The following is a 26,591-nucleotide window of genomic DNA, read 5'->3' as shown; positions in this document are numbered from 1 at the left end:
ATGATTCGCAAGGGGTTTGAATTTTATGATGAATGTAAAAAGGACAATGTAGGGGCATATGCAGCGCAATCTGCGTTTTTTATCATTCTTTCTGCACTTCCGTTTTTGATGGTTATATTTTCTTTACTAAAGTATACGTTTATTGGAAAAGCGGATTTTTTACAGATTGTCCAGGCATTTTGTCCGGATTATGTCCTGCCGTTTATGATTGCCATGATCGATGAAGTGTATGAGCATTCCGCGGGAATTCTGTCCATTACGGCAATTGCGGCGATCTGGTCTGCAGCCAAGGGTTTACAGTATATTACAAACGGATTAAATGCAGTATATGACGTGGACGAGAACCGGAACTGGTTTATTCTCCGGTTCTGGGCAATTATTTATACGCTGATTTTTGCACTTGCAATCCTTTTTATGCTTGGTTTCATTGTGTTTGGCAAGTATGTAAAAAGTGTCCTGTTTCAAAAATTCCCGCATACAGCGCTTTTGGCATTCTTTGGTTCCTGGATGAAATGGCTGTTTGGCATTTTAATCCTGATTGTATTTTTTATTGTTATATTTACGGCGCTTCCCAATAAAAAGTTACATTTTAAAGGGCAGATCGTTGGGGCATGTTTTACAGCGGTCGGCTGGACGGTATTCTCGTATGGACTATCGATTTATGTAGATTATTTTAATGGATTTTCCATGTATGGAAGTCTTACGACATTGATGCTTTTGATGTTATGGGTCTACTTTTGTGTATATATCATGCTGATTGGCGGAGAATTGAATGCTTTTTTAACAAAAGCTTGAAGTTTTAAATATGCTGTGCTAAAATAGGCGATATGAAAAAGGCAATGAATGTGTCAAGTAGGACATCTGCCCGTCATTCAGAGAGAGAAAGTCATTGGCTGTAAGCTTTCTTATGTACAGAGTTGTTTGAATTTCGCACAGGAGCTGCACAGATGAAAAAAGTAGTCTGTGACGTTTTATGCACGTTACGCAGTAATGAGAGTCTGTATTTGATTACAGGAATCAGGGTGGTATCGCGGAATAAGTTTCGTCCCTAGAGAGGGACGGAGCTTTTTTTATTTTATAAGAATTTTACAGAATCCGTCTGACACCAATATAGAAAAAGGAGATTGATTATGAGAGACAAACTGCAGCAGATCAAAGAAAATGCAATGCGTGAGATCCAGGAATCCGGTGATCTTTCCAAATTAAATGAGGTGCGTGTTGCAATCTTAGGTAAAAAAGGAGAGTTGACAGCCGTTTTAAAAGGAATGAAGGATGTTGCTCCAGAAGATCGTCCAAAGGTTGGACAGTGGGTAAATGAGACAAGAGCTGCAATCGAAGAGAAACTGGATGAAACAAAAAAGAAATTAGAAGCTGCTGCACTGGATGCGCAGTTAAAAAGCGAGGTTATTGATGTAACGCTTCCTGCAAAACGGAATAAGATCGGACACAGTCATCCAAATGCAGAAGTTTTGGATCAGGTAAAACGTTTCTTTACCGGAATGGGCTATGAAGTGGTAGAAGGCCCGGAAGTAGAATATGACTATTACAACTTTGAGGCATTAAATATTCCTGCAAATCATCCTGCGAAAGATGAACAGGATACATTCTATATTAATGACAAGATCGTACTTCGTACACAGACTTCCCCGGTACAGGTTCGTGTCATGGAATCGAAAAAACCTCCGATCCGTATGATCGCACCGGGAAGAGTGTTCCGTGCCGATGAAGTAGATGCCACACATTCTCCATCGTTCCATCAGATCGAAGGAATGGTAATTGACAAAGGAATCACATTTGCAGACCTGAAAGGTACACTTGCAGAGTTTGCAAAAGAAATTTTTGGTGAAGATACAAAGGTAAAATTCAGACCTCATCATTTCCCATTCACAGAGCCATCTGCCGAAGTGGATGTAAGCTGCTTTAAATGTGGCGGAAAAGGCTGCCGTTTCTGTAAGGGCGAAGGCTGGATCGAGATCTTAGGTTGTGGTATGGTTCATCCAAAGGTTCTTAGAATGAGTGGAATCGATCCTGAAGAATATTCCGGATTTGCATTCGGTATCGGATTAGAGCGTATTACTTTATTGAAATATGAAATAGATGATATGAGACTTCTTTATGAAAACGATGATCGTTTCTTAAAACAGTTCTAGTCAGTCACATATATGAGAATGTCATAATCAGAAAGGAATTAGAAGAATGAAAACTTCATTAAATTGGATCAAAGATTTAGTACCTGGACTTACATGTACAGATCAGGAATATATAGACGCAATGACACTTTCCGGAACAAAAGTAGAAGGATATGAGAAGCTGGATGAAGATCTGGATAAGATTGTCATTGGACAGGTAAAGAAAATTGAAAAACACCCGGACGCAGAAAAACTTGTAATCTGTCAGGTTGATATCGGTCAGCCGGAGCTGCTTCAGATTGTAACAGGTGCTCCAAATGTATTTGAAGGAGCAAAAGTACCGGTTGTATTAGATGGTGGAAGAGTTGCAGGAGGACATGACGGTTCGCGTACCCCTGGTGGAATCAAGATCAAAAAAGGAAAACTTCGCGGAGTGGAATCTTACGGAATGATGTGCTCGATTGAAGAACTTGGATCTTCCAGAGAAATGTTCCCGGATGCTCCGGAAAATGGCCTTTATATCATGAAGGACGATGCTGTTGTGGGAGAATCTGCAGTCAAATATCTCGGTCTTGATGATACCGTGGTAGAATATGAAGTTACATCAAACCGTGTGGACTGCTTCTCCATGCTTGGTGTGGCAAGAGAAGCCGCTGCAACATTTGACAAGAAATTTGTCCCTCCTGTTGTAACGAAAACCGGCAATCAGGAAGATGTCAATGATTATATTAAAGTAACTGTCAAAGATCAGGATCTCTGCTCCAGATACACAGCACGTGTAGTAAAGAATATCAAATTTGCACCATCACCGGAATGGATGCAGAAGAGACTTCGTGCCCAGGGAATCCGTCCAATCAACAATCTGGTTGATATTACCAATTATGTTATGGAAGAGTTTGGACAGCCAATGCATGCGTATGATCTGGATACGATCGCAGGAAAAGAGATTATCGTAAGACGTGCCCAGAAAGATGAAAAATTTGTAACATTAGATGGCCAGGAAAGAACGATGGACGATTCTGTTCTTATGATCTGTGATGCAGACAAGGCTGTTGGTATGGCTGGAATCATGGGCGGTGAGAATTCCATGATCACAGAAAATGTTCATACGATGTTGTTTGAAGCCGCTTGCTTTGATGGCACAAACATTCGTCTTTCAAGTAAAAAAGTCGGATTACGTACCGATGCATCCGCAAAATTTGAAAAAGGTCTTGATCCAAATCTTGCCATGGAGGCAATGGACCGCGCCTGCCAGCTGGTAGAAGAGCTTGGCGCCGGTGAGATTGTCGGAGGAGCCATTGATTTTTATCCTGTTAAAAAAGAAGGAAGACGGATTCCGTTTGAACCGGACAAATACAATCATCTTCTTGGAACTGAGATTCCAGCGGAACAGATGCTTGAGCATTTCAAACGCATCGACCTTGGATTCGATGAGAAAACAAACGAGATCTTAGTACCTTCCTGGAGACAGGACCTTGAATGTGATGCAGATATCGCAGAAGAAGTAGCGCGTTTCTTTGGATATGCCAATATCCCGGTTACACTTCCGGATGGTGAGTCAACACATGGAAAGATTTCCTTTAAACTTTATATGGAAGACCTTGCAAGAGAGTGCGCAGAATTCTGTGGATTTTCCCAGGCAATGACTTATTCTTTTGAAAGTCCGAAAGTTTATGATAAACTTCTGATTCCGGAAGATTCCAAGATGCGCCAGGCCGTTCCGATTTCGAACCCGCTTGGTGAAGATTATTCCATCATGAGAACACTTTCTTTAAATGGAATGTTAAGTTCACTTTCAACAAACTTCGGACGTAGAAATAAAGATGTAAGATTATATGAGCTGGGAAATATCTACCTCCCAAAACAGCTTCCGGTAACGGAACTTCCGGACGAAAGAATGCAGTTTACACTTGGAATGTACGGAGACGGTGATTTCTTTACCATGAAAGGTGTTGTAGAAGAATTCCTTTATAAAGTAGGTATGAGAAATAAGCCGGAATATGATCCGAACGCAGAACTTCCATTTTTCCATCCTGGCCGCAAAGCCAATGTATTATACAACGGAGAAGTGATCGGTTACATTGGAGAAGTGCATCCGACAGTTGCTGCAAATTATGCAATTAAAGACCGCGTTTATATCGCTGTCATCGATATGCCGAAGATCCTTGAGAATGCTTCCTTTGATTTCAAATATGAAGGCATTACAAACTTCCCGGTATCATCGAGAGATCTTTCTATGGTTGTACCGAAAGAAGTGCTTGTAGGAGATATTGAACGTGTATTCGACCAGAAAGGCGGAAAATATCTGGAAGGCTATGAATTATTTGATGTATATGAAGGTGCCCAGATCAAGAAAGGATTTAAATCTGTCGCATATTCATTAAAATTCCGTGGTAAAGAAAAGAATCTGGAAGAAGCAGATATTACAGGTGCAATGAATAAGATCTTAAAGGGTCTTTCAGAACTTGGAATTGAGCTTCGAGCATAATTGAGGTTAAAGAACAATGATTGGAATGAGCGTAAAAGATTACGACTATGATCTTCCAAAGGAACTGATTGCTCAGGATCCTTTAGAAGACCGTTCCAGTTCCCGTCTTATGGTACTTGATAAGACAAGTGGAGAAGTGGAACATAAAATTTTTAAAGATATTACACAATATTTAAAACCGGGCGATTGCCTGGTTTTAAATAATACCAAAGTAATTCCGGCAAGATTATACGGTGTAAAAGAAGGTACCGAGGCTAAAATCGAGATTCTTCTTTTAAAACGTAAAGAAAATGATGTATGGGAGACTCTCGTAAAACCAGGAAAAAAAGCAAAGCCTGGAACAAAGATCATCTTTGGTGATGGACTTCTGGTTGGAGAAGTCATTGACATTGTAGAAGAGGGAAACCGTCTGATCCAGTTTCATTATGAAGGAATTTTTGAAGAAATTCTGGATCAACTGGGACAGATGCCGCTTCCTCCGTATATTACCCACCAGCTGAAGGATAAAAACCGTTACCAGACCGTATATGCCAAATATGACGGATCGGCAGCTGCACCGACAGCCGGACTTCATTTTACTCCGGAATTATTACAGCAGGTAAAAGACATGGGAGTGGACATTGCTGAAGTAACGCTTCATGTCGGACTCGGAACATTCCGCCCGGTCAAAGAGGAGAATGTTCTTGAACATCACATGCATTCGGAATTTTACATGATATCCCAGGAGGCCGCAGATAAAATCAATCATGCCAAAGAAACAGGGCATCGTGTAATTGCGGTCGGAACGACCAGTACGCGGACTATGGAAGCTGCTGCAGATGAGAATGGACATCTGACTGCTACAAGCGGATGGACGGAAATCTTTATCTATCCGGGATATCGTTTTAAAGTAATCGATGGTCTGATCACGAATTTCCATCTTCCGGAATCTACACTTGTTATGTTAGTATCAGCACTTGCTGGAAGAGAACATATTTTAAATGCTTACAAACAGGCTGTGCAGGAGAGATATCGTTTCTTTTCGTTTGGAGATGCAATGCTTATTATCGATAAGTAATACTTGTATCGGAAATAAAAATATACTAAACTATAAATATTCAGATTATTTTTAGGCAGGTGGAGGGTAAATTAACTATGGTAGAAAAGAGAAAATGCAAAAGACTGGATCTTTCCGTTTCGATTCAGCTTGAAAGACTAAGTAATGATGGCATTATGACTGTCAAATATCTGACGGTAGATGTATCGGATATCTCAAAAAGCGGAATTGGTTTTTCGGCAGAACAGGAACTCGAGATCGGCACTTACTATGATACAAAGATCCAGATCTGGACCAAAGAGGTTATTGACGCTGTTATTCAGATTGTAAGACGCACAGAAAAAGATGGCAGATATCAGTATGGTGCAACTTTCATCGGAATGGCGGAACGTGATGCATTAAAAATAGACATCTACGAGATCTTTAATGAATTATAATAAGGGATAACATACGATTTCATATGAAAACAGAACAGGAATACTTAGTTAAAAAAATAACGGATCCACACAGGATCAATGTAGAAGTACCTGGTTCCAAAAGCATTACGAACCGGGCTCTTTTAATTGCTGCAATGGCAGATGGAACATCCACTTTAAAAGGTGTTCTTTTTTCCGATGATTCCAGACATTTTCTTCAGGCACTGATCGACATGAAGTTTCCGGTAGAAGTGAATGAGGCACAATGTACCGTAAAGATTACAGGATATGGTGGCAGGATTCCATATTTTGAGCAGAATCACGATAAGGAATTGAGCATAGATGTCGGCAGTGCAGGAACTGCGGCCAGATTTCTGACGGCGTATCTTGGACTTTCCAGGGGGGATTCATTTCTTAATTCGTCGGATCAAATGAAAAAACGTCCGATGCAGGAACTGATTGAATCTCTGGAGAACCTTGGGGCAGAATTCACCTTTGAGGAAGAAGAGAATCATTTTCCGTATCATATTCATTCCGACGGATGTCAGAAGGAAGAAACGGTTGTTGATGTAGAGAAAAGCAGCCAGTTTTTAAGCGCACTTCTGATTGCATCTGTTCTTGTGGATCATGATTTTACAATTCATGTAAAAGGAAATCATGGAATGGAATATGTCAAAATGACCATTGCAATGATGGAACAGTTTGGCGTTTCTGTGGAACAGCCCGATGCAGGAAGTTATCGTATTGCAAAAAATTCTTCCTACAAGGCAATGGATTATCAGATTGAGCCGGATTTATCAGCAGCATGTTATTTTTATGCGATGAGTCCTTTGCTTCATGTGCCGGCAAAAGTTATGCATGTACATCACAATTGTCTGCAGGGGGATATCCGTTTCCTTAGTGTTTTGGAAGATATGGGATGTGAGATTTCAGAAAATGAAGATGGAATCTCGGTATTACCACCGGAAAATGGCCTAAAAGGTGGAAGTTTTGATCTGTCCGGTTTTTCGGATCAGGCATTGACCCTTGCAGCGATCGCGCCATTTGCAGATGGGGATGTGACTATTCAAAACATTGGACATATCCGGTTTCAGGAATGTGACCGGATACATGCAATCTTATCCAATCTGCATGATCTGGGAATTGCATGCGAGGAAAAGGATGGAAACATCACAATTCATCCGGGAACTTTACACGGAGCATTGATTCATACTTATGAAGATCACAGAGTTGCCATGGCATTTGCAATTATTGGATTAAAAACAGATCATGTGATCATAGAAAATCCTTCCTGCTGCCGGAAAACATTCGAAAATTATTTCGAGACGCTGGAAGCCCAGGTATATGATTAAAAAATACGCATTTACGTAGCAAAAACGTAAATGCGTATTTTTTATCTTTTATATAAAGTGTAATTTCGCTCTGTCAAAAGTGCAACTGCAAGATCTAAAGATTCCTGATCATAAAATTCAATGCGTAACACACCGTCTTCGAACTCCCGGTTGTTAATAATTCCGATATTTTTAATGCTGATTCCCTTTAACGCAAGAATGGTAGCAATCGCGGCAATTCCGCCGGCTTCATCAATCAGATCCAGATAAATTTCATAAACAACGGAATGTGCTTTTCCAGGAACAGCAATGGAATCACGGTAATCTTTGGCTGACTGGAAATACTGAAGCATTGCATCGGAGTCGGATTTCTCAATATCATTGCGGACACGTTTGATTTCCTCCAGGTACTGGTCAATCAGATTTAAAACAGGTTCTTTGTTGGATAAAAAGATATTCTGCCACATGATCGGAGAAGATGAGGCGATTCGTGTGATATCACGGAAGCCGCCGGCTGCAATTGTTTTCATGGTATCCTTGTCATCATCAATTCTTTGAATCAGGTTCACCAGAGCAAATGCAATAACATGTGGAAGATGACTTATGGATGCGGTTGCATAATCATGGACTTTGTAATCTAAAACAAGTGGAATTGCACCAAGTGAGGTGACAAAAGCGCGAAATTCTTCAATCTCTTCCTGTGGTGTTACGGAAGTTGGTGTAATGATGTAATATGCATTTTCAAGAAGATACTCATTCGCATTGGTAATTCCTGTTTTCTCTGATCCCGTCATCGGATGTCCTCCGATAAAACGGTCTTCCATGCCAAGCCGGATGATTTCCTCATGAATTTCGGTTTTGGTGCTTCCAACATCTGTAATGTAACAGGTTGGTTTTATAATATCCCGCAGTTCGGAAAGATATGCGATATTTTTCTGAACTGGTGCACATAAAAAAATATAGTCACATTCACAAAAAGCAGATAACGGAAGCAGGGTATCATTATCGATAATTCCAAGGGAATATGCTTCTTTCACTGTTTCTGTGTGGCCGGCAGTTGCAATAATATGTATATCCGGATTGACTGCTTTTAGCTTCTTGGCAATAGAACCTCCAATAAGTCCAAGGCCGACAAATCCGATTTTCTGAAATCCCATGATGTTTTCCTCCAAGATATATACTTGTTTCATTGTACTATATTTGCCACGGTCATGAAAGGCTTTTTGTCTGTATATATCGGATATTGTAATTATATTTGTGAAATTTGAATAAATATATTGTAATAACATTGCGGATACAGTACAATATAACCATACAAATCCGCTATACAAAAAAGGAGATATGGCTATATTTACAGAATTTGGAGGTACATACTATGAATGTTTACACAACAGACAAAATTCGTAATGTTGTCCTTTTAGGACATGGGGGATGCGGTAAGACTTCTCTGGTTGAAGCAATGGCTTATCTGGCCGGTCTGACAACAAGAATGGGGAAAGTTGCAGACGGCAATACAATCAGTGATTTTGATGAAGAGGAGATTACACGGAAGTTTTCGATTCATACTTCTTTGATTCCGATTCCATGGAAAGATACGAAGATCAATATATTAGATACTCCGGGATACTTTGATTTTGTTGGAGAGACAGAGGAAGCGGTATCTGCTGCTGATGCTGCCATCATTGTTGTTTCCGGCAAAGCAGGAGTAGAGACCGGCACGAAGAAAGCATGGGAACTCTGTGAAAAGTATCACCTTCCAAGAATGGTTTTTGTTACAGAAATGGATATTGACAATGCAAGTTTCAGACAGGTTGTTACCGATCTTCAGGAACTTTATGGAAAAAAGATTGCACCATTCCATCTCCCAATCCGTGAGAATGGGGAATTTATCGGTTATGTCAATGTTGTACAGCAGAAAGCAAAACGATGGAACGCCAAAGGGGAGGTTGAACATTTTGAGATGCCGGAATATTCCAAAGAAAACCTTGGTATCTGCCGGGATGTATTGCTGGAATCTGTAGCAGAGACAAGCGAAGAATTCATGGATCGTTATTTTGAGGGAGACGAATTTTCCGAAGATGAGATCCGACAGGCGCTTCGTGTTAATGTCGGAGACGGCTCCATGGTCCCGGTTATGATGGGCTCCAATCTTATGGCAAGAGGAATGTACACGCTGATGACGGACATTGTAAAATATTTTCCAAGTCCGGACAAACGGACCTGTACCGGTATCAATGTAAAGAGCAACGAGGTATTCCAGGCAGATTATGATTTTTCAAAGAGTAAATCGGCATATGTTTTCAAAACGATCGTCGATCCGTTTATTGGAAAGTATTCTTTGATCAAGGTAAATTCCGGTGTGATCAAGACCGATGATCTGCTTTATAACTATCACAGGGATTTTGAAGAAAAAGCCGGTCGGATTTATATCATGAGGGGAAATAAAGTAGAAGAAGTACCGGAACTTCACGCCGGAGATATCGGAGCACTTGCCAAATTACAAAAGACGGTCACAACGGATTCTCTTTCTACCCGCGCTAATCCGGTTGCATATTTGAGGACTGCGATCTCCAGACCATATGTGAATCTGCGATATAAAGCCAGAAATAAGGGAGACGAAGACAAAATTTCCCAGGCCATCCAGAAATTATTGCAGGAAGATCTGACGCTTGCCAATATAAATGACAGTGAAAACGGGCAGACTTTATTATATGGTATGGGAGAACAGCATCTTGAGATTGTTGCAAGCACACTGCTTAACAAATATAAAGTTGCGATCGATCTGATGAGGCCAAGAGTTGCATTCCGTGAGACACTTCGCAAAAAAGTAGATGTGGAATACAAATATAAAAAACAGTCTGGCGGACACGGTCAATATGGTCATGTAAAAATGACATTTGAGCCATCCGGTGATCTGGATACGCCATATGTGTTTGAACAATGTGTTGTTGGCGGTGCGGTTCCGAAAAATTTCTTCCCGGCAGTTGAGAAAGGAATCATGGAATCTGTGAAAAAAGGACCTCTTGCAGCTTATCCGGTTACCGGAGTGAAGGCTGTTCTTTATGACGGATCTTATCATCCGGTCGATTCCTCAGAAATGGCCTTTAAAACTGCGGCAATGCAGGCGTTCCGAAAGGGATTCATGGATGCGTCTCCAGTACTTTTAGAGCCAATTGCATCTTTAAAAGTTGTTGTGCCGGAAAATTATACCGGAGATATTATGGGAGACCTTAACAAGAGACGAGGACGTGTTATGGGAATGGTTCCGACAGAGAACGGCTATCAGGAGATCACTGCGGATATTCCGTATCTTGAGCTATATGGATATAATACCAGACTTCGTTCCATGACAAGTGGAAGCGGCACATTCTCTTATGAATTTGCGAGATATGAACAGGCTCCGGATGAGATTGCAAAACAGCAGATTGAGGAAAGAGCAAGTAAACTTGTAGATATGGAAGAAACGTAATACAATAGATCCATACCATGGATAAAGGAGTACTGCAAATGAAAGTTCGACTTTGGATCATCGCAGTATTATGCATTTTATGTTTATGGATGAATGGATCATTGACAGACCAGACAGAGGCATCTGATACCATTACATCAGATGCCTCTGTTCTTACGCATGCATATGATGCCAATACATCCGTTACAAAAGAATTTCATATTTTTTATATTTTATATGGTGGAATCAATCAATGGTCAAATCCCGATCATTATGAAGCAGGACAGGATGCGATCAAGCTGAGAATTCCTTACCGGTACGGGTATACATTTTCCGGATGGTATCTGGACAAAAACTTTACCAGAAAGATCGAACGGATCGACGATTCTTTTTGCGGGGATCTTGTGCTTTATGCAAAATGGACAGACAACATTGATAACCGGTATAACGTTGAACATTATGATTATCACGCTTCCAGACGCCCGGGGAAAAATACCAGACGTCTGAAAGACTGTGATTACAGCTTCTGTGAAAATATAAACATTCCGGGAATGCCATCTACAAGAGAAGATGATTTTCTCAATAATTATATTTTCAGCGAATCACAGTGCCCGCAGGGAATTTGCCTGACGGATGAATTTGTGTTAGTCACATCGTATTCGACAGAAGATGACTGCATGGGAGAACTGCTTGTCTTTGACCGTGCAACGGGAGAATTTCTTGTTACACTTGGCATGGATCCGAACAGTCATCTTGGGGGAATTGCATTTGACGGACAGAATGTCTGGGTCTGCAATTCATTTACCAAATCCATTGAACGGATCTCATATGACTTTATCCAGACAATGGCAGATGCAAACAAAGGCAGCGTTGTTGACGCAACAGATGTGGTTGATATCTTTCCGGTAAATAATGCACCTTCCTGTATCACTTATTACGGAGGAAGACTCTGGGTTGCCACACATACCAAATATCTGAACTCCAAAATGGTTGCGTATTATTTTGACAGCAGCAGTAAGCAGTTAAAAACTCTCAGCAAATATCATATTCCAAGTCAGGTACAGGGCATTACTTTTGGAGACGATGGAAGTGTGTACCTGAGCACTTCTTACGGCCGGAACAGATCTTCTTATATCAAGGTATATGAATCCGTAACGGCAATGTCATCCAAACCGAAAAAACCGGTTCTAAGGATCGAGATGCCGCCCGGATCTGAAGAAATCGATTTTCAGGATGATTCCCTTTATGTAATTTTTGAATCTGCCGGGGAGAAATATTATGAAGGAACAGATGGAAAGGGAACCAGCACTTCGCCAATCGATAAGATACTTCAGGTCCGGGTGGATTCTCTGAAACATTAGTTTTTGGTATTGCGTGACATAACAGACAACATTTTCTGGACACGTTCTTTTTCGGCTTCCGGAAGATCCCGGCTTAAGATTTCAGCAATCAGTTGTACTTCCGGTGCGGTGAAATTCAGATTTTTCTTTTTTGCGATATTCATGTTTGCAAGAAGAAACGGCATGGCTTCTTTCATGCTTTTCGGTTTATCTTTCTGCGCAAAAGAGAGTATAAATTGCAGTTTTTCGGGATCCATTCCTTGAAAAACTGGGTTTTGAAATAAAAAATCATCCGGATTCATCGTGGCCTCCTATTTTAAAAATAATTCATAATTGTCAAGAATACTGAACATATTTAACAACATATCGATGGTTTCCTGTTCTTTTGGAGAGCAGTACTGACGCATGGCGTTCAACATGGAAGAGCGCCTGTCAGTGCCTTCCGGGATTTCACATATTGCAAGTCCTCCCTGTGAACCGGAGAATAGTTTTAATGTATTCTGCAATTCCAGATATTGGATAAAGATTGCAATTTGTTTTTGTCTGGTACCGCTCATATAGGGCACCATTGTTTTTAACATCTGAAGTTCTCTGGTCTGCATTTTTTCATCGTATGGTGTAAACTTGCTTGATTCTTCCATAATTGCCTTTTTTATAAATACTATGATTGATATTCCTTTTTATTCCGTCTGTCATATAGATATAATAAAAGCAAAGGAAGGAATTGGATAATGGGAAAACTTATTATTGACGGAAAAGCGGTGTACGAAATTGACGAGGAGTGTGTAAAAAGAAAGCAGATACCAAAAGAATGCGAAGTCTTGGATAAGCTGAAGCCGGAATGGAAAAACAGCCCACGGAACAGAGAAAGCAAAAACACAGAACATTAATCAGCAAAAAAGCAGGCCGTGTAAAGACCTGCTTTTTGCATGCAAGGATTATGCATTTTTAAGATGCGATCAGCATAAACCTCCGCCGCCACATCCGCCACCGCATCCTCCGCAGCACAGAAGAAGCAAAATGATAATCCAGCAGCTGTCATTTCCGCCGCATCCAGATCCAAAGCCGGATCCGCTTCCTCCGTTACAGCAGCAGCACAGTAAAAGAATAATCCAGATAATAGAGTTGCAGCTGTTATCGCCACATCCACAGTTTGTTGCAGCTAAATCACTCATAAGTGACCTCCAAATATTTATTTTACAATATAGTCTATGAGAAAACGCGAAGAGGGTTCCAAAAAGAATTATTTTTTCTGAAATTAAGGCTTGACTTTATTGTGGTAAATGGCTAAACTAAAAGAAAAGTATAATTGTATACAATTATTCATGTAAGAATATACAATTAGAATGTATATATATAAAGGAGATTAGCCATGAGAGAAGTAGTCATGAACAATAAAACAAATCTTCTTCAATTAGAAGAGCATTTTTATCAGCTGGCAGATGTCAAAGAACCAAATACATTCCGTAATCTGTTCCCATATGAGGAAATCCCGAAGATTGCATTCAATGATCGAATCGTGCCTCATAATATGCCGGAAGATATCTGGATCACAGATACAACATTTCGGGATGGTCAGCAGTCAAGAGCTCCTTATACAACCGAGCAGATTGTAACAATCTATGATTATCTTCATAAACTTGGCGGACCAAAAGGAAAGATCCGTCAGAGCGAGTTTTTCCTTTATAGTAAAAAAGACCGTGATGCGGTATACAAATGTCTGGAACGCGGATATAAGTTCCCGGAAGTAACAGCATGGATTCGTGCAAGCAAACAGGATTTCCAGCTTGTAAAAGATATCGGACTTCGTGAAACCGGTATTCTTGTAAGCTGCTCAGATTATCATATTTTCTACAAGATGAAGATGACAAGAAAAGAAGTTATGAACCTGTATTTAAGTGTCATTCGGGAATGTCTTGAGACTGGAATCAGCCCAAGATGTCATCTGGAAGACATTACACGTTCTGATATTTATGGATTTGTTATTCCATTCTGTCTCGAACTTATGAAATTGATGGATGAGTATAAGATCCCGATTAAGATCCGTGCATGTGATACCATGGGATATGGTGTTAACTTCCCAGGTGCTGTTATTCCAAGAAGTGTACCAGGTATTATTTATGGACTGACTACACATGCAGGTGTTCCTTCAGAACTGATTGAATGGCATGGTCATAATGATTTTTATAAAGCTGTCAACAACTCAACAACTGCATGGCTTTACGGAGCAAGCGGTGTAAACTGCTCACTGTTCGGAATCGGAGAAAGAACCGGAAATACACCTCTTGAGGCTATGGTATTTGAATATGCACAGTTAAAGGGAACCTTAGATGGCATGGATACAACTGTTATCACGGAACTTTCGGAGTATTTTGAAAAGGAACTGGGCTACAAACAGCCAAGCAGAACACCTTTTGTCGGAAGCAATTTCAACGTTACAAGAGCCGGAATCCACGCAGATGGTCTGCTGAAGAACGAAGAGATTTATAACATCTTTGATACCGGTAAATTCCTGAACCGTCCACCACTTGTTGCAGTTTCCAACACATCCGGTCTTGCCGGTATTGCACACTGGATCAACAATTATTATCATCTTAAAGATGACCGCAAGATCGATAAAAACAGCGAACTGGTCAAAATGGTAAAAGCCTGGGTAGATAAACAGTATGAAGATGGACGTGTTACGGTACTTACAGACAACGAACTGGTCGTAGAAATAACAGACTGTTGCAAAAAGCTCAATATTGTTTTATAGTCGAGGTAGCATATGGCAGAGGATAATTATTCATTAGGATCGCGCGTATTTCATAAGATCCGCGAGGGGATCCTGTCCGGGAAATACGCTGCAAATGAAGAATTGAAAGAAAAAAACATCGGAGATGAGCTGGGTGTCAGCCGTACTCCGGTACGGGAAGCATTGCGCCAGCTGGAACTGGAAGGTCTTGTTTCCATCATTCCCAATAAAGGTGCATATGTTGTCGGATTATCCCAAAAAGATATCCGGGATATTTATGAAATGCGTTCCCTTTTAGAGGGATTGTGTGCTAAGTGGGCTGCTGTCAATGTCACGGAAGAACAGTTAAATGAACTGGAAGAAAATATCTTCTTATCTGAGTTTCATGCCGGCAAGCAGAACTGGGAACAGATGGTTGAACTGGATAACCGTTTTCATGAGATTTTATATCTTGCATCTGGAAGTAAGGAGTTGAAACATATTCTTACCGATTATCATCAGTATGTGCAGCGTGTACGTAAGGTTACCCTTGCAGAGGCAAAACGTGTCCAGGAATCGACCGAAGAGCACAAAGTGATTGTTGAAGCATTAAAGCAACATGATCCGGAGAAGGCAGAAGAAGCTGCAACTATCCACATCCGGAACACGGTGTCCAATATGGACAAGATTGGCTGGGACAATCTGATCAAGTAAATAAGCATTACAACCTGGAATTTGTAATGTTTTTAAATAAAATGTATGTAGAAGGAGAACAGTAAAATGGCTAAAATCAGTATGAAGACCCCTTTAGTAGAGATGGACGGAGATGAAATGACAAGAATCCTCTGGCAGATGATCAAGGATGAACTGCTCACTCCATTTATCGACTTAAAAACAGAGTATTATGACCTTGGACTTGAAGAGCGAAATCGTACCAATGACCAGGTTACCGTTGATTCTGCTAATGCAACCAAGAAATACGGTGTCGCAGTAAAATGTGCAACGATCACACCAAATGCTGCCCGCATGACGGAATATAACCTGAAAGAAATGTGGAAAAGCCCGAACGGAACGATCCGCGCAATGTTAGATGGTACCGTATTCCGTGCACCGATCGTTGTAAAAGGCATTGAGCCTAATGTAAAAACATGGAAAAAACCAATTACAATCGCCCGTCATGCATATGGTGACGTTTATAAGGCTTCCGAAATGAAAATTCCAGGACCTGGAAAAGCAGAACTCGTATATACTGCGGAGGATGGAACCGAAGTTCGTGAACTGATCCATAACTTTACAGGTGCAGGAGTCATTCAGGGACAGCATAACTTAAATGATTCCATCGAAAGCTTTGCACACAGCTGCTTTAAATATGCGCTCGATACCAAACAGGATCTCTGGTTTGCAACCAAAGATACCATTTCCAAGAAGTATGACCATACATTCAAAGATATCTTCCAGGAGATTTTTGATGCGGACTATAAAAACAAATTTGAAAAAGCAGGAATTACATATTTCTATACACTGATCGATGATGCTGTAGCACGTGTTATGAAGTCAGAGGGTGGATTTATCTGGGCATGCAAAAACTATGACGGTGATGTTATGAGTGATATGATCTCCTCAGCATTCGGCTCTCTTGCCATGATGACTTCTGTTCTTGTATCTCCTCATGGATATTATGAATACGAAGCAGCACATGGTACGGTACAGAGACATTATTACAAACATTTAAAAGGAGAGGAGACTTCCACAAACTCTGTTGCAACAATTTTTGCATGGACCGGAGCTCTTCGCAAACGTGGTGAACTCGATGGATTGGATGAACTGATCCGTTTTGCAGATCTCCTTGAAAAAGCCTGCATCAAAACAATCGAATCCGGAAAAATGACCAAAGATCTTGCTTTAATTACAACGATCGAGAACCCTGTTGTATTAAACAGTGAGGGATTTATCAAAGCTATTCGTGAAGAATTAGAGACAAGTCTTTCATGTTAAAAATTTCACACATTGACAGTTTGCCTAAAAAAAACTATAATTACAACATAAATTAACAGGAGGGGCACGATGGCACAAAAAGAAATATCACAGGCTGTTATCCGTCGAATGCCACGATACTATCGTTATTTAGGCGAACTGTTGGATGCCGGAGTTGAAAGGATCTCATCCAATGACCTGAGTAACCAGATGCAGGTTACCGCATCACAGATTCGTCAGGATCTGAATAATTTTGGCGGTTTCGGACAGCAGGGATATGGCTACAATGTGAAATATTTATATGAAGAGATTGGTAAAATATTAGGACTTGATCAGGTTCATAATATTATTGTGATCGGAGCCGGCAACCTTGGTCAGGCACTTACAAATTATGTGAAATTTGAACGTTTTGGTTTTAAAATCATAGCATTGTTTGATGTAAATCCGGCTTTAGAGGGTGTTAGTGTCAGAGGCATTAAGGTTCACATGCTGGATGAACTTGATGATTTCTGTGCGAACAATAAAGTAGATATCGCCGCTCTGACGATGCCGAAAGCAAAAGCTGATATTACGGCAAAGCATCTGGTAAGTATCGGAATTCATGCAATCTGGAATTTCGCACATGTAGATCTTGATATTGATAACGAAGATGTAGTTGTAGAGAATGTTCATTTATCGGACAGTCTGATGCAATTGTCTTACAATATCGAGAAAAATAAAAAATAATTTCCATCTGAACAAAGAGGAAGAAATATGAAAAGTGAACAGGATTTTCAAGAAGCTTTAAAAAACAAAAAGATTCCGATTCTTGTTCTTGATCAAAAATGGCATCGGTTATTCGCAATTCATGGGAAAACGGATGCCATTAAAAGTCTGGAGGAAGAAGTAAACGGACTGTTAGTCAGACAGGGACAATTAAATACCAAACTGAAGGAACTGAAAAAATTAAAAAATCAGCTTATGAGCAACATTGTTGCCAATATGAATGATGAGAAGACAGAAGATAAAGAACATCTCAGACATCGCAAGCTGGATGAAGATAAAAGGCTGATTGATGAGATCAATACACAACTGGAAGAATGTGAAGATGAACTTCTGGATATTCCAAAGCTCATCCAGGAAGCCAATCTGAAACTGATGATTGAAAGCATGGATTACTGTTATTCCAAATTACGTGTGAACCAGGAAGAATCGAAAGAAATTGAGGACTGGATTAATCAGGTGCGTATTGATTTAAAGAAAAACATCATTCGTAAACAGAATCGTGATATTAACAACCGGGAGATTTATGCATATATGCATGATATTTTCGGACCGGATGTTTTAGATCTTTTCGATGTACAATACGAAGAGGTCTTTCCAGATAAAGAGGAAAAAGACAATTCCAAAGAGGAAGAACCGAAAGAATCAGAAGAGAAGGATGGAGAGGACTAATGCAGTATCTTGTATCCGATAAGGAAATGAAGCATCTTGACCGGAATACGTCTGAGCATTTTCATGTTCCGGAAATTGTTTTGATGGAGCAGGCAGCAAATGCTTTTATAAAAGAATTGGCAAGATTCCTAAACGGGTCTGAAAATATTTTGATCGTCTGTGGAACCGGCAATAATGGCGCAGATGGAATTGCAATTGCAAGACTGCTTCGCCAACAGAATATTTCTGCGGCTGTCTGCATTCCGTTTGCTGAGAAGAAGCAGACGGATTCTTTTCGCCTGCAATATCAGATCTATACGGAGTACGGTTATCCGGTCATTTCCTATGATCAGTCCTGGGAGTCTTATACCGTACTGATTGATGCAATGTTTGGCATTGGACTTTCCCGTGAGATTGAAGGATCTATGGCAGAATGTATCCGGCGGATGGACCATTTTCATGGAAAAGTTTGGGCAGTTGATATGCCTTCCGGTGTATCTGCTGAAACCGGGCAGATTCTTGGCGCTGGTGTACATGCGGATCATACAATTACATTTTCCTTTGGCAAGATCGGCCAGTTTTTATGGCCGGGCTCAGAATATTGCGGAGATGTGATTGTTGCACCTATGGGTATTACAAAAGAAAGCTGGCTGAATGAAAGACCTCAGATTGCTGCACTTGAGCCGGAGGATCTGTCTCTTCTGCCGGAGCGCAGCGCACATTCAAATAAAGGAACTTATGGAAAGGTTCTTGTGATTGCAGGAAGTTATAATATGGCAGGTGCAGCATATCTTTGTGCGAAAGCAGCATATCGCACGGGCAGCGGACTTGTACGTATTTTTACGGATGACACCAATCGGATTCCCTTACAGTCGCTGATTCCGGAAGCGATTTTGTCTACTTATGACGCATCATTTGAACCGGAAATGTTACTCCATGAACTGAAATGGGCAGATTCGGTTGTTCTCGGTCCCGGGATTGGAACATCTGGAACTTCCCATCAAATTGTAAAAAAAGTTCTTCAAAATATACAAATTCCATGTGTCATAGATGCCGATGCTTTAAATGTCATCGCATCCGATCGCAGCCTTTTTTCACTTTTAAATGAAACGATGATTGTGACACCGCATCTCGGTGAGATGGCACGTCTTTGCAAACGTGATGTAAAAGCTATCCAGAATGATCTGATTGCTACAGCAAAAGCATTTTCGGATACTTATCATGCAACCTGTGTTTTGAAGGATTTTCGAAGCGTGATAAACGTCTGGCATGGTATGACTTATTTAAATCTTTCCGGCAATCATGGTATGGCAACGGCTGGAAGCGGAGATGTACTCTCCGGAATTATCGGAAGTCTTCTTGGACAGGGATGCTCTGCAGAAAATGCGGCAGCACTTGGAGCATATATTCATGGTCTTGCCGGTAATCAGGCATTGCAAGAAACCGGTTTTCGAGGTATGATTGCAGAGGATATTATAAATGGTCTGAATGGCCTTTGGAAAAGAGAGAGTTAAATTTATGAGTAAAAACAAACGCGTGTATGCAGATATTGATCTGGATGCAGTAGTATATAATATGGAATCAATGTATAAAAATATAGCTCCGGAGACAAAAATGGCAGCTGTCATCAAAACCGACGGATACGGACATGGGGCAAAGGAGATTGCACAGGCGATTGAATCTCTTCCATATCTGTGGGGATATGCGGTTGCAACTGTTGATGAGGCAATGGTTCTTCGGAGACATGGAATCCACAAACCGGTTCTGATTCTGGGCATTACCTTTGAAGACCAGTTCCCGGAAATGATCGAACATGATATCCGTCCTGCAGTCTGTGAATATGCTTCAGCACAGAAATTATCCGATGCAGCGGTTACTGCCGGAAAAAACTGTTATGTACATATTAAGATTGATACCGGAATGAGCCGTATCGGTTTTCAGGTTGGTGAAAAAACCGCAGAGATCGTTGCACAGATCGCAAAACTGCCAAATATCATTGTAGAAGGTATTTTTACCCATTTTGCACGGGCTGATGAAACCGATAAGAAGTACACTTATGATCAGATGGAACGTTTTCAGAATATGATACATATGATTGAAGAAAAAGGGGTATCCATTCCAATCAAACATTGTTCAAACAGTGCCGGAATCGTTGAGATTCCACAGGCAAATTTTGATATGGTGCGCGCAGGAATTACCTTGTATGGTCTCTGGCCATCCGATGAAGTGGCAAAAGATATTATTTCCTTAAAGCCGGCAATGTCATTAAGAAGCCATGTTGCATTTATCAAAGAACTTGAGGCGGACCGGCAGATCAGTTATGGTGGAACCTATACCACAACAGGAACGCAGAAAATCGCAACCATTCCGGTTGGATACGGGGATGGATATGCAAGAGGGCTTTCGAATAAGGGATATGTCCTGATTCACGGAAAGAAAGCACCAATCTGTGGAAGAGTCTGCATGGATCAGTTTATGGTTGATGTCACAGACATTCCGGATGTAAAAGAAGGAGATGTTGTGACCCTTCTTGGAACCGATGGAGACTATACGATCACTTTGGAAGAACTGGGCGAGCTTTCCGGAAGATTCAATTATGAATTTGCATGCCTGATCACAAACCGCGTTCCAAGGATCTATCACAGAAATGGAAAGGTGATCTCAGAAAGACCTGCCTGCATTGAATAGTCTATGAATACGCTCGATAAAATTGGAAATACTCTTGGTATACCAAATTTATGGAGTGGATTATATGTTAGTATTAAGAGGAGATATTTATTATGCAGATCTGCGTCCGGTTGTCGGATCGGAGCAGGGAGGGGTAAGACCTGTTTTAATTATACAAAATGATGTTGGAAACCGGCACAGTCCGACGGTAATCTGTGCAGCAATTACATCACAGATGAATAAGGCGAAACTTCCGACTCATGTAGAGCTTCGAAGTGATAAATATGATCTTGTAAAAGACTCTGTTGTTCTTTTAGAACAGCTTCGGACAATTGACAAAAAAAGATTAAAGGATAAAGTGTGCCATCTGGATAACCAGATCCTTATGAAAATCGATAAAGCCCTGGAGATCAGCCTGGAACTGTATACATAACTTGACGTAATTCAGTCATCATGGTATGATTTTCCTGTTTTTACCACAAAATTTTAAATTTACAGAACAAGGAGATAAAAGGAGAACATTTTATGGAAGATGGTGGGAGTCCCTATTTAATCATTATTTTAGGGATAATCATTCTGGCTCTGATTGTTGTACTGATTTTGTTAGTTGCAGAATATCATGAGAGCCTGTCAAAGAAACTGAAAAATATGATGCATGGAGCTTCTTTTCATGACAGTGATGATGTCACGGAAGAGGAGATCATTTCGATGGTGAACGAAGGACATGAACAGGGTGTCCTCCTTGCTTCAGAAGCAGAAATGATCCACAATATCTTTGAATTCGGAGATAAAGAAGCAAAAGATATTATGACTCACCGGAAAAATATTATTGCAATTGATGGAGAACTTTCCTATAACGATGCAGTTTCTGTCATGATTGACAGCAGCTGTTCCCGATTCCCGGTTTATCTGGAAGATATCGATAATATTATCGGAGTGCTTCACATCAAAGATGCATTCGCATTTTCGAAAAGAAATGAGATTTTCCGTACATCGATCAAAGATATTCCGGGACTGATCCGCGAGGTTGAATATATTCCAGAAACCAGAAATATCAATACGTTATTTACGGAAATGCAAACAGCCAAATCCCATATGGTTATCGTTGTTGATGAGTATGGGCAGACTGCCGGTATCGTTGCAATGGAAGACATTCTCGAAGAAATTGTTGGAAATATTGAGGATGAACACGATCATGAAACACATATGATTGAAAAACTTCCGGATGGAACCTATCTGATGGATGGTATGGCAGCTTTTGAAGAAGTTACCAAGCTTTTACATATTCCGGTTGAAGAGGATTCTTTTGATACGCTGAATGGTTTTTTGATTTCATCGCTGGATAAAATTCCAAATGACGGTGAAGAGACCAGTGTCAAAGAGTATGGATATGAATTCCATATTTTGAAAGTGGAAAATAAGATGATCACAAAAGTAAAAGTGTCAAAGCTTCCTGTTGAAACAAAAACCGAGGCTGACACTTGCACAGATAAAAATTTAATGCTACAATAAAGAGAAAATTTTTTTTAGAAAAGAGGAACGATTATGTCAGGACATTCCAAATTTGCGAATATCAAACATAAAAAAGAGAAGAATGATGCTGCAAAAGGCAAAATCTTTACTATGATCGGTCGTGAGATCGCTGTTGCTGTTAAAGAAGGTGGACCGGATCCTGCAAATAATTTTAAACTTGCTCAGGTTGTTGCCAAAGCAAAGGCAAACAATATGCCAAATGATACAATTGAACGTGGTATCAAAAAAGCTTCCGGTGATGGAAACAATGTAAACTATGTTCAGGCTACATATGAAGGATATGGTCCAAGCGGAACTGCCATCATTGTAAAATGTTTAACAGATAACAAGAACCGTACCGCTGCCAATGTAAGAAATGCATTTACAAAAGGACAGGGAAGTATCGGTGCACAGGGATGTGTATCCTATATGTTCGATGAAAAAGGACAGATCATCATCGATAAAGAAGAATGTGATCTGGATGCGGATGATCTTATGATGACTGCACTGGATGCCGGAGCAGAAGATTTTTCAGAGGAAGATGACAGTTTTGAAATCACAACAGATCCAGCTGATTTCGAGGCCGTGCGCAAAGCTCTGGAAGATGCCAATATTCCAATGGCTTCTGCAGAAGTGACCATGATTCCACAGAATTATGTTTCCTTATCCGAAGAAGCAGATATTGTGAACATCGGAAGAATTCTTGATCTTTTAGAGGAAGATGACGACGTTCAGGAAGTATATCACAACTGGGAAGAGTAATGACTCTGGAACCTGAATCCCCACTGCATTTTGCTGTGGGGATTTTTTATAAATATATGGAAATTACAGCTAAAAAGAGGTATCATAAATGTAAGCTATTATTTTTTATGTATTGAGGAGGCAGATATGAAGAAAATATTATTTGCAGCATCTGAATGCGTTCCGTTTATTAAGACTGGCGGCCTTGCAGATGTATGCGGAGCACTTCCAAAAGAATTTGATAAAAAATACTGGGATGTTCGGGTTGTGATTCCGAATTACAGCTGTATTCCTAAAAAATACCGTGATAAATTTGCGTATGTTGCACATTTTTATATGAATGCGGGACCATACATCCAGAATAAATACGTAGGAATTTTAAAATACGAATTAGATGGAATTACCTATTATTTTATTGATAATCAGGAGTACTTTACCTGTGCAGTTCCTTATGGAGACATCCGTTATGACATTGAGAAGTTTGTATTTTTTGATAAAGCAGTATTATCCATGCTTCCTCATATTGATTTCCATCCGGACATTATCCACTGCCACGACTGGGAAACAGGACTTGTACCTGTTTATCTGAAGAATGAATTTGCTGCGGATCCATTTTTCTGGGGAATTAAAAGCATTGTTACAATACATAACCTCAGATTCCAGGGAGTGTGGGATATTAAGACCATGAAGGCACTGACTGGTTTTTCGGCAGATCTGTTTACCCCGGACAAACTTGAATTCAATAAAGATGCAAATATGTTAAAAGGTGGACTGGTTTATGCCGACTATATTACAACCGTAAGTGATACCTATGCCAATGAGATCCAGACACCATATTATGGAGAAGGATTAAACGGTCTGCTTTCTGCCCGCCATTTTGACATGCAGGGAATTGTTAACGGTATTGATTATAAGGTTTACGATCCGGAAACTGACTCCAAGATATATACCAATTACAGCAAATCGGATTTCCGGAAGAAAAAATCACAGAATAAGACAAAACTTCAGGAAGAACTTGGACTTGCCGTAGACAAAAAGCGGTACATGATCGGACTGATCTCAAGACTTACCGATCAGAAGGGCTTAGATCTGATCAATTATGCAATGGAAGGACTTGTAGATGAATTTACACAGTTTGTTGTAATTGGTACAGGCGATCCGAAATACGAGAATATGTTCCGGCATTATGCATGGAAATATCCGGATCGTGTATCTGCAAATATCTGTTATTCCGATGATCTTGCACACAAGCTGTATGCGGCCGCAGATGCATTTTTAATGCCTTCCGCATTTGAACCGTGTGGACTGACCCAGTTGATCTCATTCCGTTACGGTACAGTTCCGATTGTCCGTGAGACCGGAGGATTAAAAGATACGGTGGCTCCATATAACGAATATGAAAATACCGGAGACGGATTTTCATTTACAAACTACAATGCAGATGATATGTTAAACGTTGTCAATTATTCCAAACATATCTTTTATGACCGCAAACGTTACTGGAATCAGATCGTTGACCGCGGCATGGAGAAAGATTTTTCATGGAATTCATCCAAATACCGTTATGAAGGGCTGTATAATTACCTGATCGGAGAATAAAAACGAAAGATTGTGAAACACTAAGTACGGATACCAGTTATCCGTACTTTTTTTGACCGGAGGTAAGAATGGAAACAGAAAATAAGATCAAACCACAGACAATGTCAAAGGAGGAAAATGAAAATATCCGTGAATACGGTCAGACACTTCTTACGCACAATACCTATCATCACAATATTTATCTGTTGTCAATCATCGGAGAAATCGAAGGGCATGAATGCCTTCCAGCCAATTCGAAAACCACAAAATATGAGCATGTCCTTCCAAGACTTGCATCTATTGAAGATGACAGCAGTGTAGACGGAATTCTTCTGCTTCTTAATACCGTTGGCGGAGATGTGGAAAGCGGACTTGCAATGGCAGAAATGATTGCATCCATCAGTAAACCTACCGTATCACTTGTATTAGGTGGAAGCCATTCGATAGGTGTTCCACTGGCTGTTTCTACGGATTATTCCATGATCGTGCCAACCGGGACGATGGTGATCCATCCCGTGCGAATGAGCGGAACCGTGATCGGAGCTCAGCCAACCTATGATTATTTTAAGCAGATGCAGGACCGGATCATCGGTTTTATCTCTGACCATTGTAATGCAACGAGAGAACGTCTGGAAGAAATGATGATGAATAAACAGATGCTGACGAAAGACCTCGGAACCATTCTTGTTGGAAAACAGGCAGTGGAAGAACATCTGATCAATGAAACCGGCGGAATTGAACAGGCCTTTTTAAAACTTCATGAACTAATTGACTATCAAAAGCACTAAATATAGTATTTCCCAAACCCTTTGATGACAAAATATTTGTAATATGATATTATGAAATATGTACGTAAAGAAAAGGGGGCGCCTATGTCATTATTACAAGCAATTTTAATGGGAGTCATTCAGGGGTTGACGGAATTTCTTCCAGTCAGCAGTTCAGGACATCTGGCTTTATTTCAAATATTATTTCACGCAAATACCGATACAGGATTACTCTTTAGTGTATTACTGCATCTTGGAACGCTGATCTCCATATTTGTTGCATTTCACAAAGATGTGGGGCGGCTCATCCGGGAAGGAATCCTGCTTTTTATAGATATAATTCTGAATATCATAACGTTCTTTGAGAATCTTTTTCTTAGAAAAGATCTGCCTTACCGAAGGGTAATCTGTACGGCATATCGCAAATTCGTAATGCTGATTCTTGTATCAACGATTCCAACGGGAATCATTGGTATCGTTGACAGTGACCTTGTTGAAATGTCTGAGACCATACTTTTGATTCCAGGTGCATGTCTGGTGATTACCGGAATTCTGCTTCTTATTGCGGACAGGCTGCCAGACGGGCATAAAACACCAAAACACGTTACATATACCAATGCGTTTATGGTCGGAATCTGTCAGGGACTGGCAACACTTCCGGGCTTATCACGTTCCGGAACTACGATCACCGCCTGCCTGGCAAGTGGGTTTGACCGGAAGTTTGCCGTAAAATATTCATTTTTAATGTCGATCCCTGCTGTTCTTGGAGCAGCAATTCTTGAGATAAAAGACTGCTTTGGTGCGCAGGGCAGTGAACTGGCGCTCAGTGGAGGCATGATTACAAATTATATAGTCGGAATGATCGTTGCGGCTGTGATTGGATACATCAGTATCAAAACAATGTTAGTTATCGTACGCAGGAAAAAATTCACCGGATTTGCGATTTACTGCATACTTGTAGGCATAGTATCTGTCGTTGGATATTTTATAGCCTGAGAAATTATTGATATATAACAGGAATTTAGTTGGAGGTTGTTT

The 26,591-nt window shown here is 40.4% G+C and carries 26 protein-coding genes and 1 other annotated feature; of the genes, 22 read left to right on the top strand and 4 right to left on the bottom strand.

The annotated features are described in order from the left end of the window. The 6 genes from FYJ75_RS03065 (at position 1) to aroA (ending at position 7,421) form a co-directional block, all read left to right on the top strand. Positions 1–795, top strand: coding sequence for a YihY/virulence factor BrkB family protein (locus FYJ75_RS03065; protein ID WP_154428744.1), 795 nt, complete (start codon positions 1–3; stop codon positions 793–795). Positions 796–830: 35 nt separating this feature from the next. Continuing rightward, positions 831–1,053: a binding site (T-box leader), on the top strand. Between the two features lie 77 nt (positions 1,054–1,130). Beyond that, a complete protein-coding gene (gene pheS, locus FYJ75_RS03060) occupies positions 1,131–2,150 on the top strand; it encodes a phenylalanine--tRNA ligase subunit alpha (RefSeq protein ID WP_154428742.1) in 1,020 nt (339 codons plus the stop codon). A gap of 46 nt (positions 2,151–2,196) precedes the next feature. Then, positions 2,197–4,617, top strand: coding sequence for a phenylalanine--tRNA ligase subunit beta (gene pheT, locus FYJ75_RS03055; RefSeq protein WP_154428740.1), 2,421 nt, complete (start codon positions 2,197–2,199; stop codon positions 4,615–4,617). Between the two features lie 25 nt (positions 4,618–4,642). Continuing rightward, entirely contained in the window at positions 4,643–5,674 is a 1,032-nt protein-coding gene (gene queA / locus FYJ75_RS03050; RefSeq protein WP_154428886.1) for a tRNA preQ1(34) S-adenosylmethionine ribosyltransferase-isomerase QueA, read from the top strand. Positions 5,675–5,751: 77 nt separating this feature from the next. Beyond that, entirely contained in the window at positions 5,752–6,090 is a 339-nt protein-coding gene (locus FYJ75_RS03045) for a PilZ domain-containing protein (RefSeq protein ID WP_154428738.1), read from the top strand. Between the two features lie 23 nt (positions 6,091–6,113). Then, positions 6,114–7,421 (top strand): 3-phosphoshikimate 1-carboxyvinyltransferase, encoded by a 1,308-nt coding sequence (gene aroA, locus FYJ75_RS03040; RefSeq protein ID WP_154428736.1) that lies wholly within the window; start codon positions 6,114–6,116, stop codon positions 7,419–7,421. A 41-nt stretch (positions 7,422–7,462) separates the two neighbouring features. Here the strand turns inward: aroA and FYJ75_RS03035 are convergent, their stop codons facing one another. Further along, on the bottom strand, positions 7,463–8,557 hold the full coding sequence (locus FYJ75_RS03035) for a prephenate dehydrogenase (RefSeq protein ID WP_154428734.1): 1,095 nt from the start codon (positions 8,555–8,557) through the stop codon (positions 7,463–7,465). Positions 8,558–8,775: 218 nt separating this feature from the next. Here FYJ75_RS03035 and FYJ75_RS03030 point away from each other — a divergent pair, with 218 nt between their 5' ends. After that, positions 8,776–10,869: an elongation factor G gene (locus FYJ75_RS03030; protein ID WP_154428732.1), complete on the top strand. Its 2,094-nt coding sequence runs from the start codon at positions 8,776–8,778 to the stop codon at positions 10,867–10,869. A 38-nt stretch (positions 10,870–10,907) separates the two neighbouring features. Further along, positions 10,908–12,209 carry an InlB B-repeat-containing protein gene (locus FYJ75_RS03025; RefSeq protein WP_195838927.1) on the top strand — a complete coding sequence of 434 codons (1,302 nt, stop codon included), beginning with the start codon at positions 10,908–10,910 and terminating at the stop codon, positions 12,207–12,209. On the opposite strand, the gene FYJ75_RS03020 is transcribed toward FYJ75_RS03025, so the two are convergent. Next, positions 12,206–12,490: a hypothetical protein gene (locus FYJ75_RS03020; RefSeq protein ID WP_154428728.1), complete on the bottom strand. Its 285-nt coding sequence runs from the start codon at positions 12,488–12,490 to the stop codon at positions 12,206–12,208. The two genes, FYJ75_RS03025 and FYJ75_RS03020, sit on opposite strands and share 4 nt — an antisense overlap. 9 nt (positions 12,491–12,499) lie before the next feature. Continuing rightward, positions 12,500–12,829, bottom strand: a complete 330-nt coding sequence (locus FYJ75_RS03015) for a hypothetical protein (RefSeq protein ID WP_154428726.1) — start codon at positions 12,827–12,829, stop codon at positions 12,500–12,502. Positions 12,830–12,919: 90 nt separating this feature from the next. Here FYJ75_RS03015 and FYJ75_RS14285 point away from each other — a divergent pair, with 90 nt between their 5' ends. Next, positions 12,920–13,078 carry a hypothetical protein gene (locus FYJ75_RS14285; RefSeq protein WP_195838926.1) on the top strand — a complete coding sequence of 53 codons (159 nt, stop codon included), beginning with the start codon at positions 12,920–12,922 and terminating at the stop codon, positions 13,076–13,078. Between the two features lie 69 nt (positions 13,079–13,147). Here the strand turns inward: FYJ75_RS14285 and FYJ75_RS03010 are convergent, their stop codons facing one another. Further along, positions 13,148–13,363 (bottom strand): chorion class high-cysteine HCB protein 13, encoded by a 216-nt coding sequence (locus tag FYJ75_RS03010; RefSeq protein WP_154428724.1) that lies wholly within the window; start codon positions 13,361–13,363, stop codon positions 13,148–13,150. A 197-nt stretch (positions 13,364–13,560) separates the two neighbouring features. Between FYJ75_RS03010 and FYJ75_RS03005 the strand changes: the two genes are divergently transcribed. From FYJ75_RS03005 to FYJ75_RS02945, 13 genes are all read left to right on the top strand, one after another. Further along, complete coding sequence (locus tag FYJ75_RS03005) at positions 13,561–14,943, top strand: 2-isopropylmalate synthase (RefSeq protein ID WP_154428722.1); 1,383 nt, start codon at positions 13,561–13,563, stop codon at positions 14,941–14,943. A 12-nt stretch (positions 14,944–14,955) separates the two neighbouring features. Further along, positions 14,956–15,615, top strand: a complete 660-nt coding sequence (locus FYJ75_RS03000; RefSeq protein WP_154428720.1) for a GntR family transcriptional regulator — start codon at positions 14,956–14,958, stop codon at positions 15,613–15,615. Between the two features lie 66 nt (positions 15,616–15,681). Further along, positions 15,682–16,896: an NADP-dependent isocitrate dehydrogenase gene (locus FYJ75_RS02995; protein WP_154428718.1), complete on the top strand. Its 1,215-nt coding sequence runs from the start codon at positions 15,682–15,684 to the stop codon at positions 16,894–16,896. Between the two features lie 69 nt (positions 16,897–16,965). Then, positions 16,966–17,601 (top strand): redox-sensing transcriptional repressor Rex, encoded by a 636-nt coding sequence (locus FYJ75_RS02990; RefSeq protein WP_154428716.1) that lies wholly within the window; start codon positions 16,966–16,968, stop codon positions 17,599–17,601. Positions 17,602–17,628: 27 nt separating this feature from the next. After that, positions 17,629–18,309 (top strand): hypothetical protein, encoded by a 681-nt coding sequence (locus tag FYJ75_RS02985; RefSeq protein WP_154428714.1) that lies wholly within the window; start codon positions 17,629–17,631, stop codon positions 18,307–18,309. Next, positions 18,309–19,802 carry an NAD(P)H-hydrate dehydratase gene (locus FYJ75_RS02980; protein WP_154428712.1) on the top strand — a complete coding sequence of 498 codons (1,494 nt, stop codon included), beginning with the start codon at positions 18,309–18,311 and terminating at the stop codon, positions 19,800–19,802. The genes FYJ75_RS02985 and FYJ75_RS02980 overlap by 1 nt, the downstream gene beginning before the upstream one ends. A gap of 4 nt (positions 19,803–19,806) precedes the next feature. Beyond that, positions 19,807–20,976: an alanine racemase gene (alr, locus tag FYJ75_RS02975; protein ID WP_154428710.1), complete on the top strand. Its 1,170-nt coding sequence runs from the start codon at positions 19,807–19,809 to the stop codon at positions 20,974–20,976. A gap of 64 nt (positions 20,977–21,040) precedes the next feature. Further along, positions 21,041–21,388: a type II toxin-antitoxin system PemK/MazF family toxin gene (locus FYJ75_RS02970; RefSeq protein ID WP_154428708.1), complete on the top strand. Its 348-nt coding sequence runs from the start codon at positions 21,041–21,043 to the stop codon at positions 21,386–21,388. A gap of 92 nt (positions 21,389–21,480) precedes the next feature. Next, on the top strand, positions 21,481–22,467 hold the full coding sequence (locus FYJ75_RS02965) for a hemolysin family protein (protein WP_154428706.1): 987 nt from the start codon (positions 21,481–21,483) through the stop codon (positions 22,465–22,467). Positions 22,468–22,500: 33 nt separating this feature from the next. Beyond that, positions 22,501–23,229 (top strand): YebC/PmpR family DNA-binding transcriptional regulator, encoded by a 729-nt coding sequence (locus FYJ75_RS02960; protein WP_154428704.1) that lies wholly within the window; start codon positions 22,501–22,503, stop codon positions 23,227–23,229. A 126-nt stretch (positions 23,230–23,355) separates the two neighbouring features. Then, positions 23,356–24,807, top strand: coding sequence for a glycogen synthase GlgA (gene glgA, locus FYJ75_RS02955; RefSeq protein WP_154428702.1), 1,452 nt, complete (start codon positions 23,356–23,358; stop codon positions 24,805–24,807). Positions 24,808–24,875: 68 nt separating this feature from the next. Then, positions 24,876–25,574 carry a ClpP family protease gene (locus tag FYJ75_RS02950; RefSeq protein ID WP_154428700.1) on the top strand — a complete coding sequence of 233 codons (699 nt, stop codon included), beginning with the start codon at positions 24,876–24,878 and terminating at the stop codon, positions 25,572–25,574. A gap of 84 nt (positions 25,575–25,658) precedes the next feature. Further along, positions 25,659–26,549, top strand: a complete 891-nt coding sequence (locus FYJ75_RS02945; protein ID WP_154428698.1) for an undecaprenyl-diphosphate phosphatase — start codon at positions 25,659–25,661, stop codon at positions 26,547–26,549. Positions 26,550–26,591 lie beyond the last annotated feature (42 nt).

It is taken from the genome of Roseburia porci (assembly GCF_009695765.1).
Taxonomy (GTDB): domain Bacteria; phylum Bacillota; class Clostridia; order Lachnospirales; family Lachnospiraceae; genus Roseburia; species Roseburia porci.
This window is presented reverse-complemented; position numbering and strand designations above follow the sequence as displayed.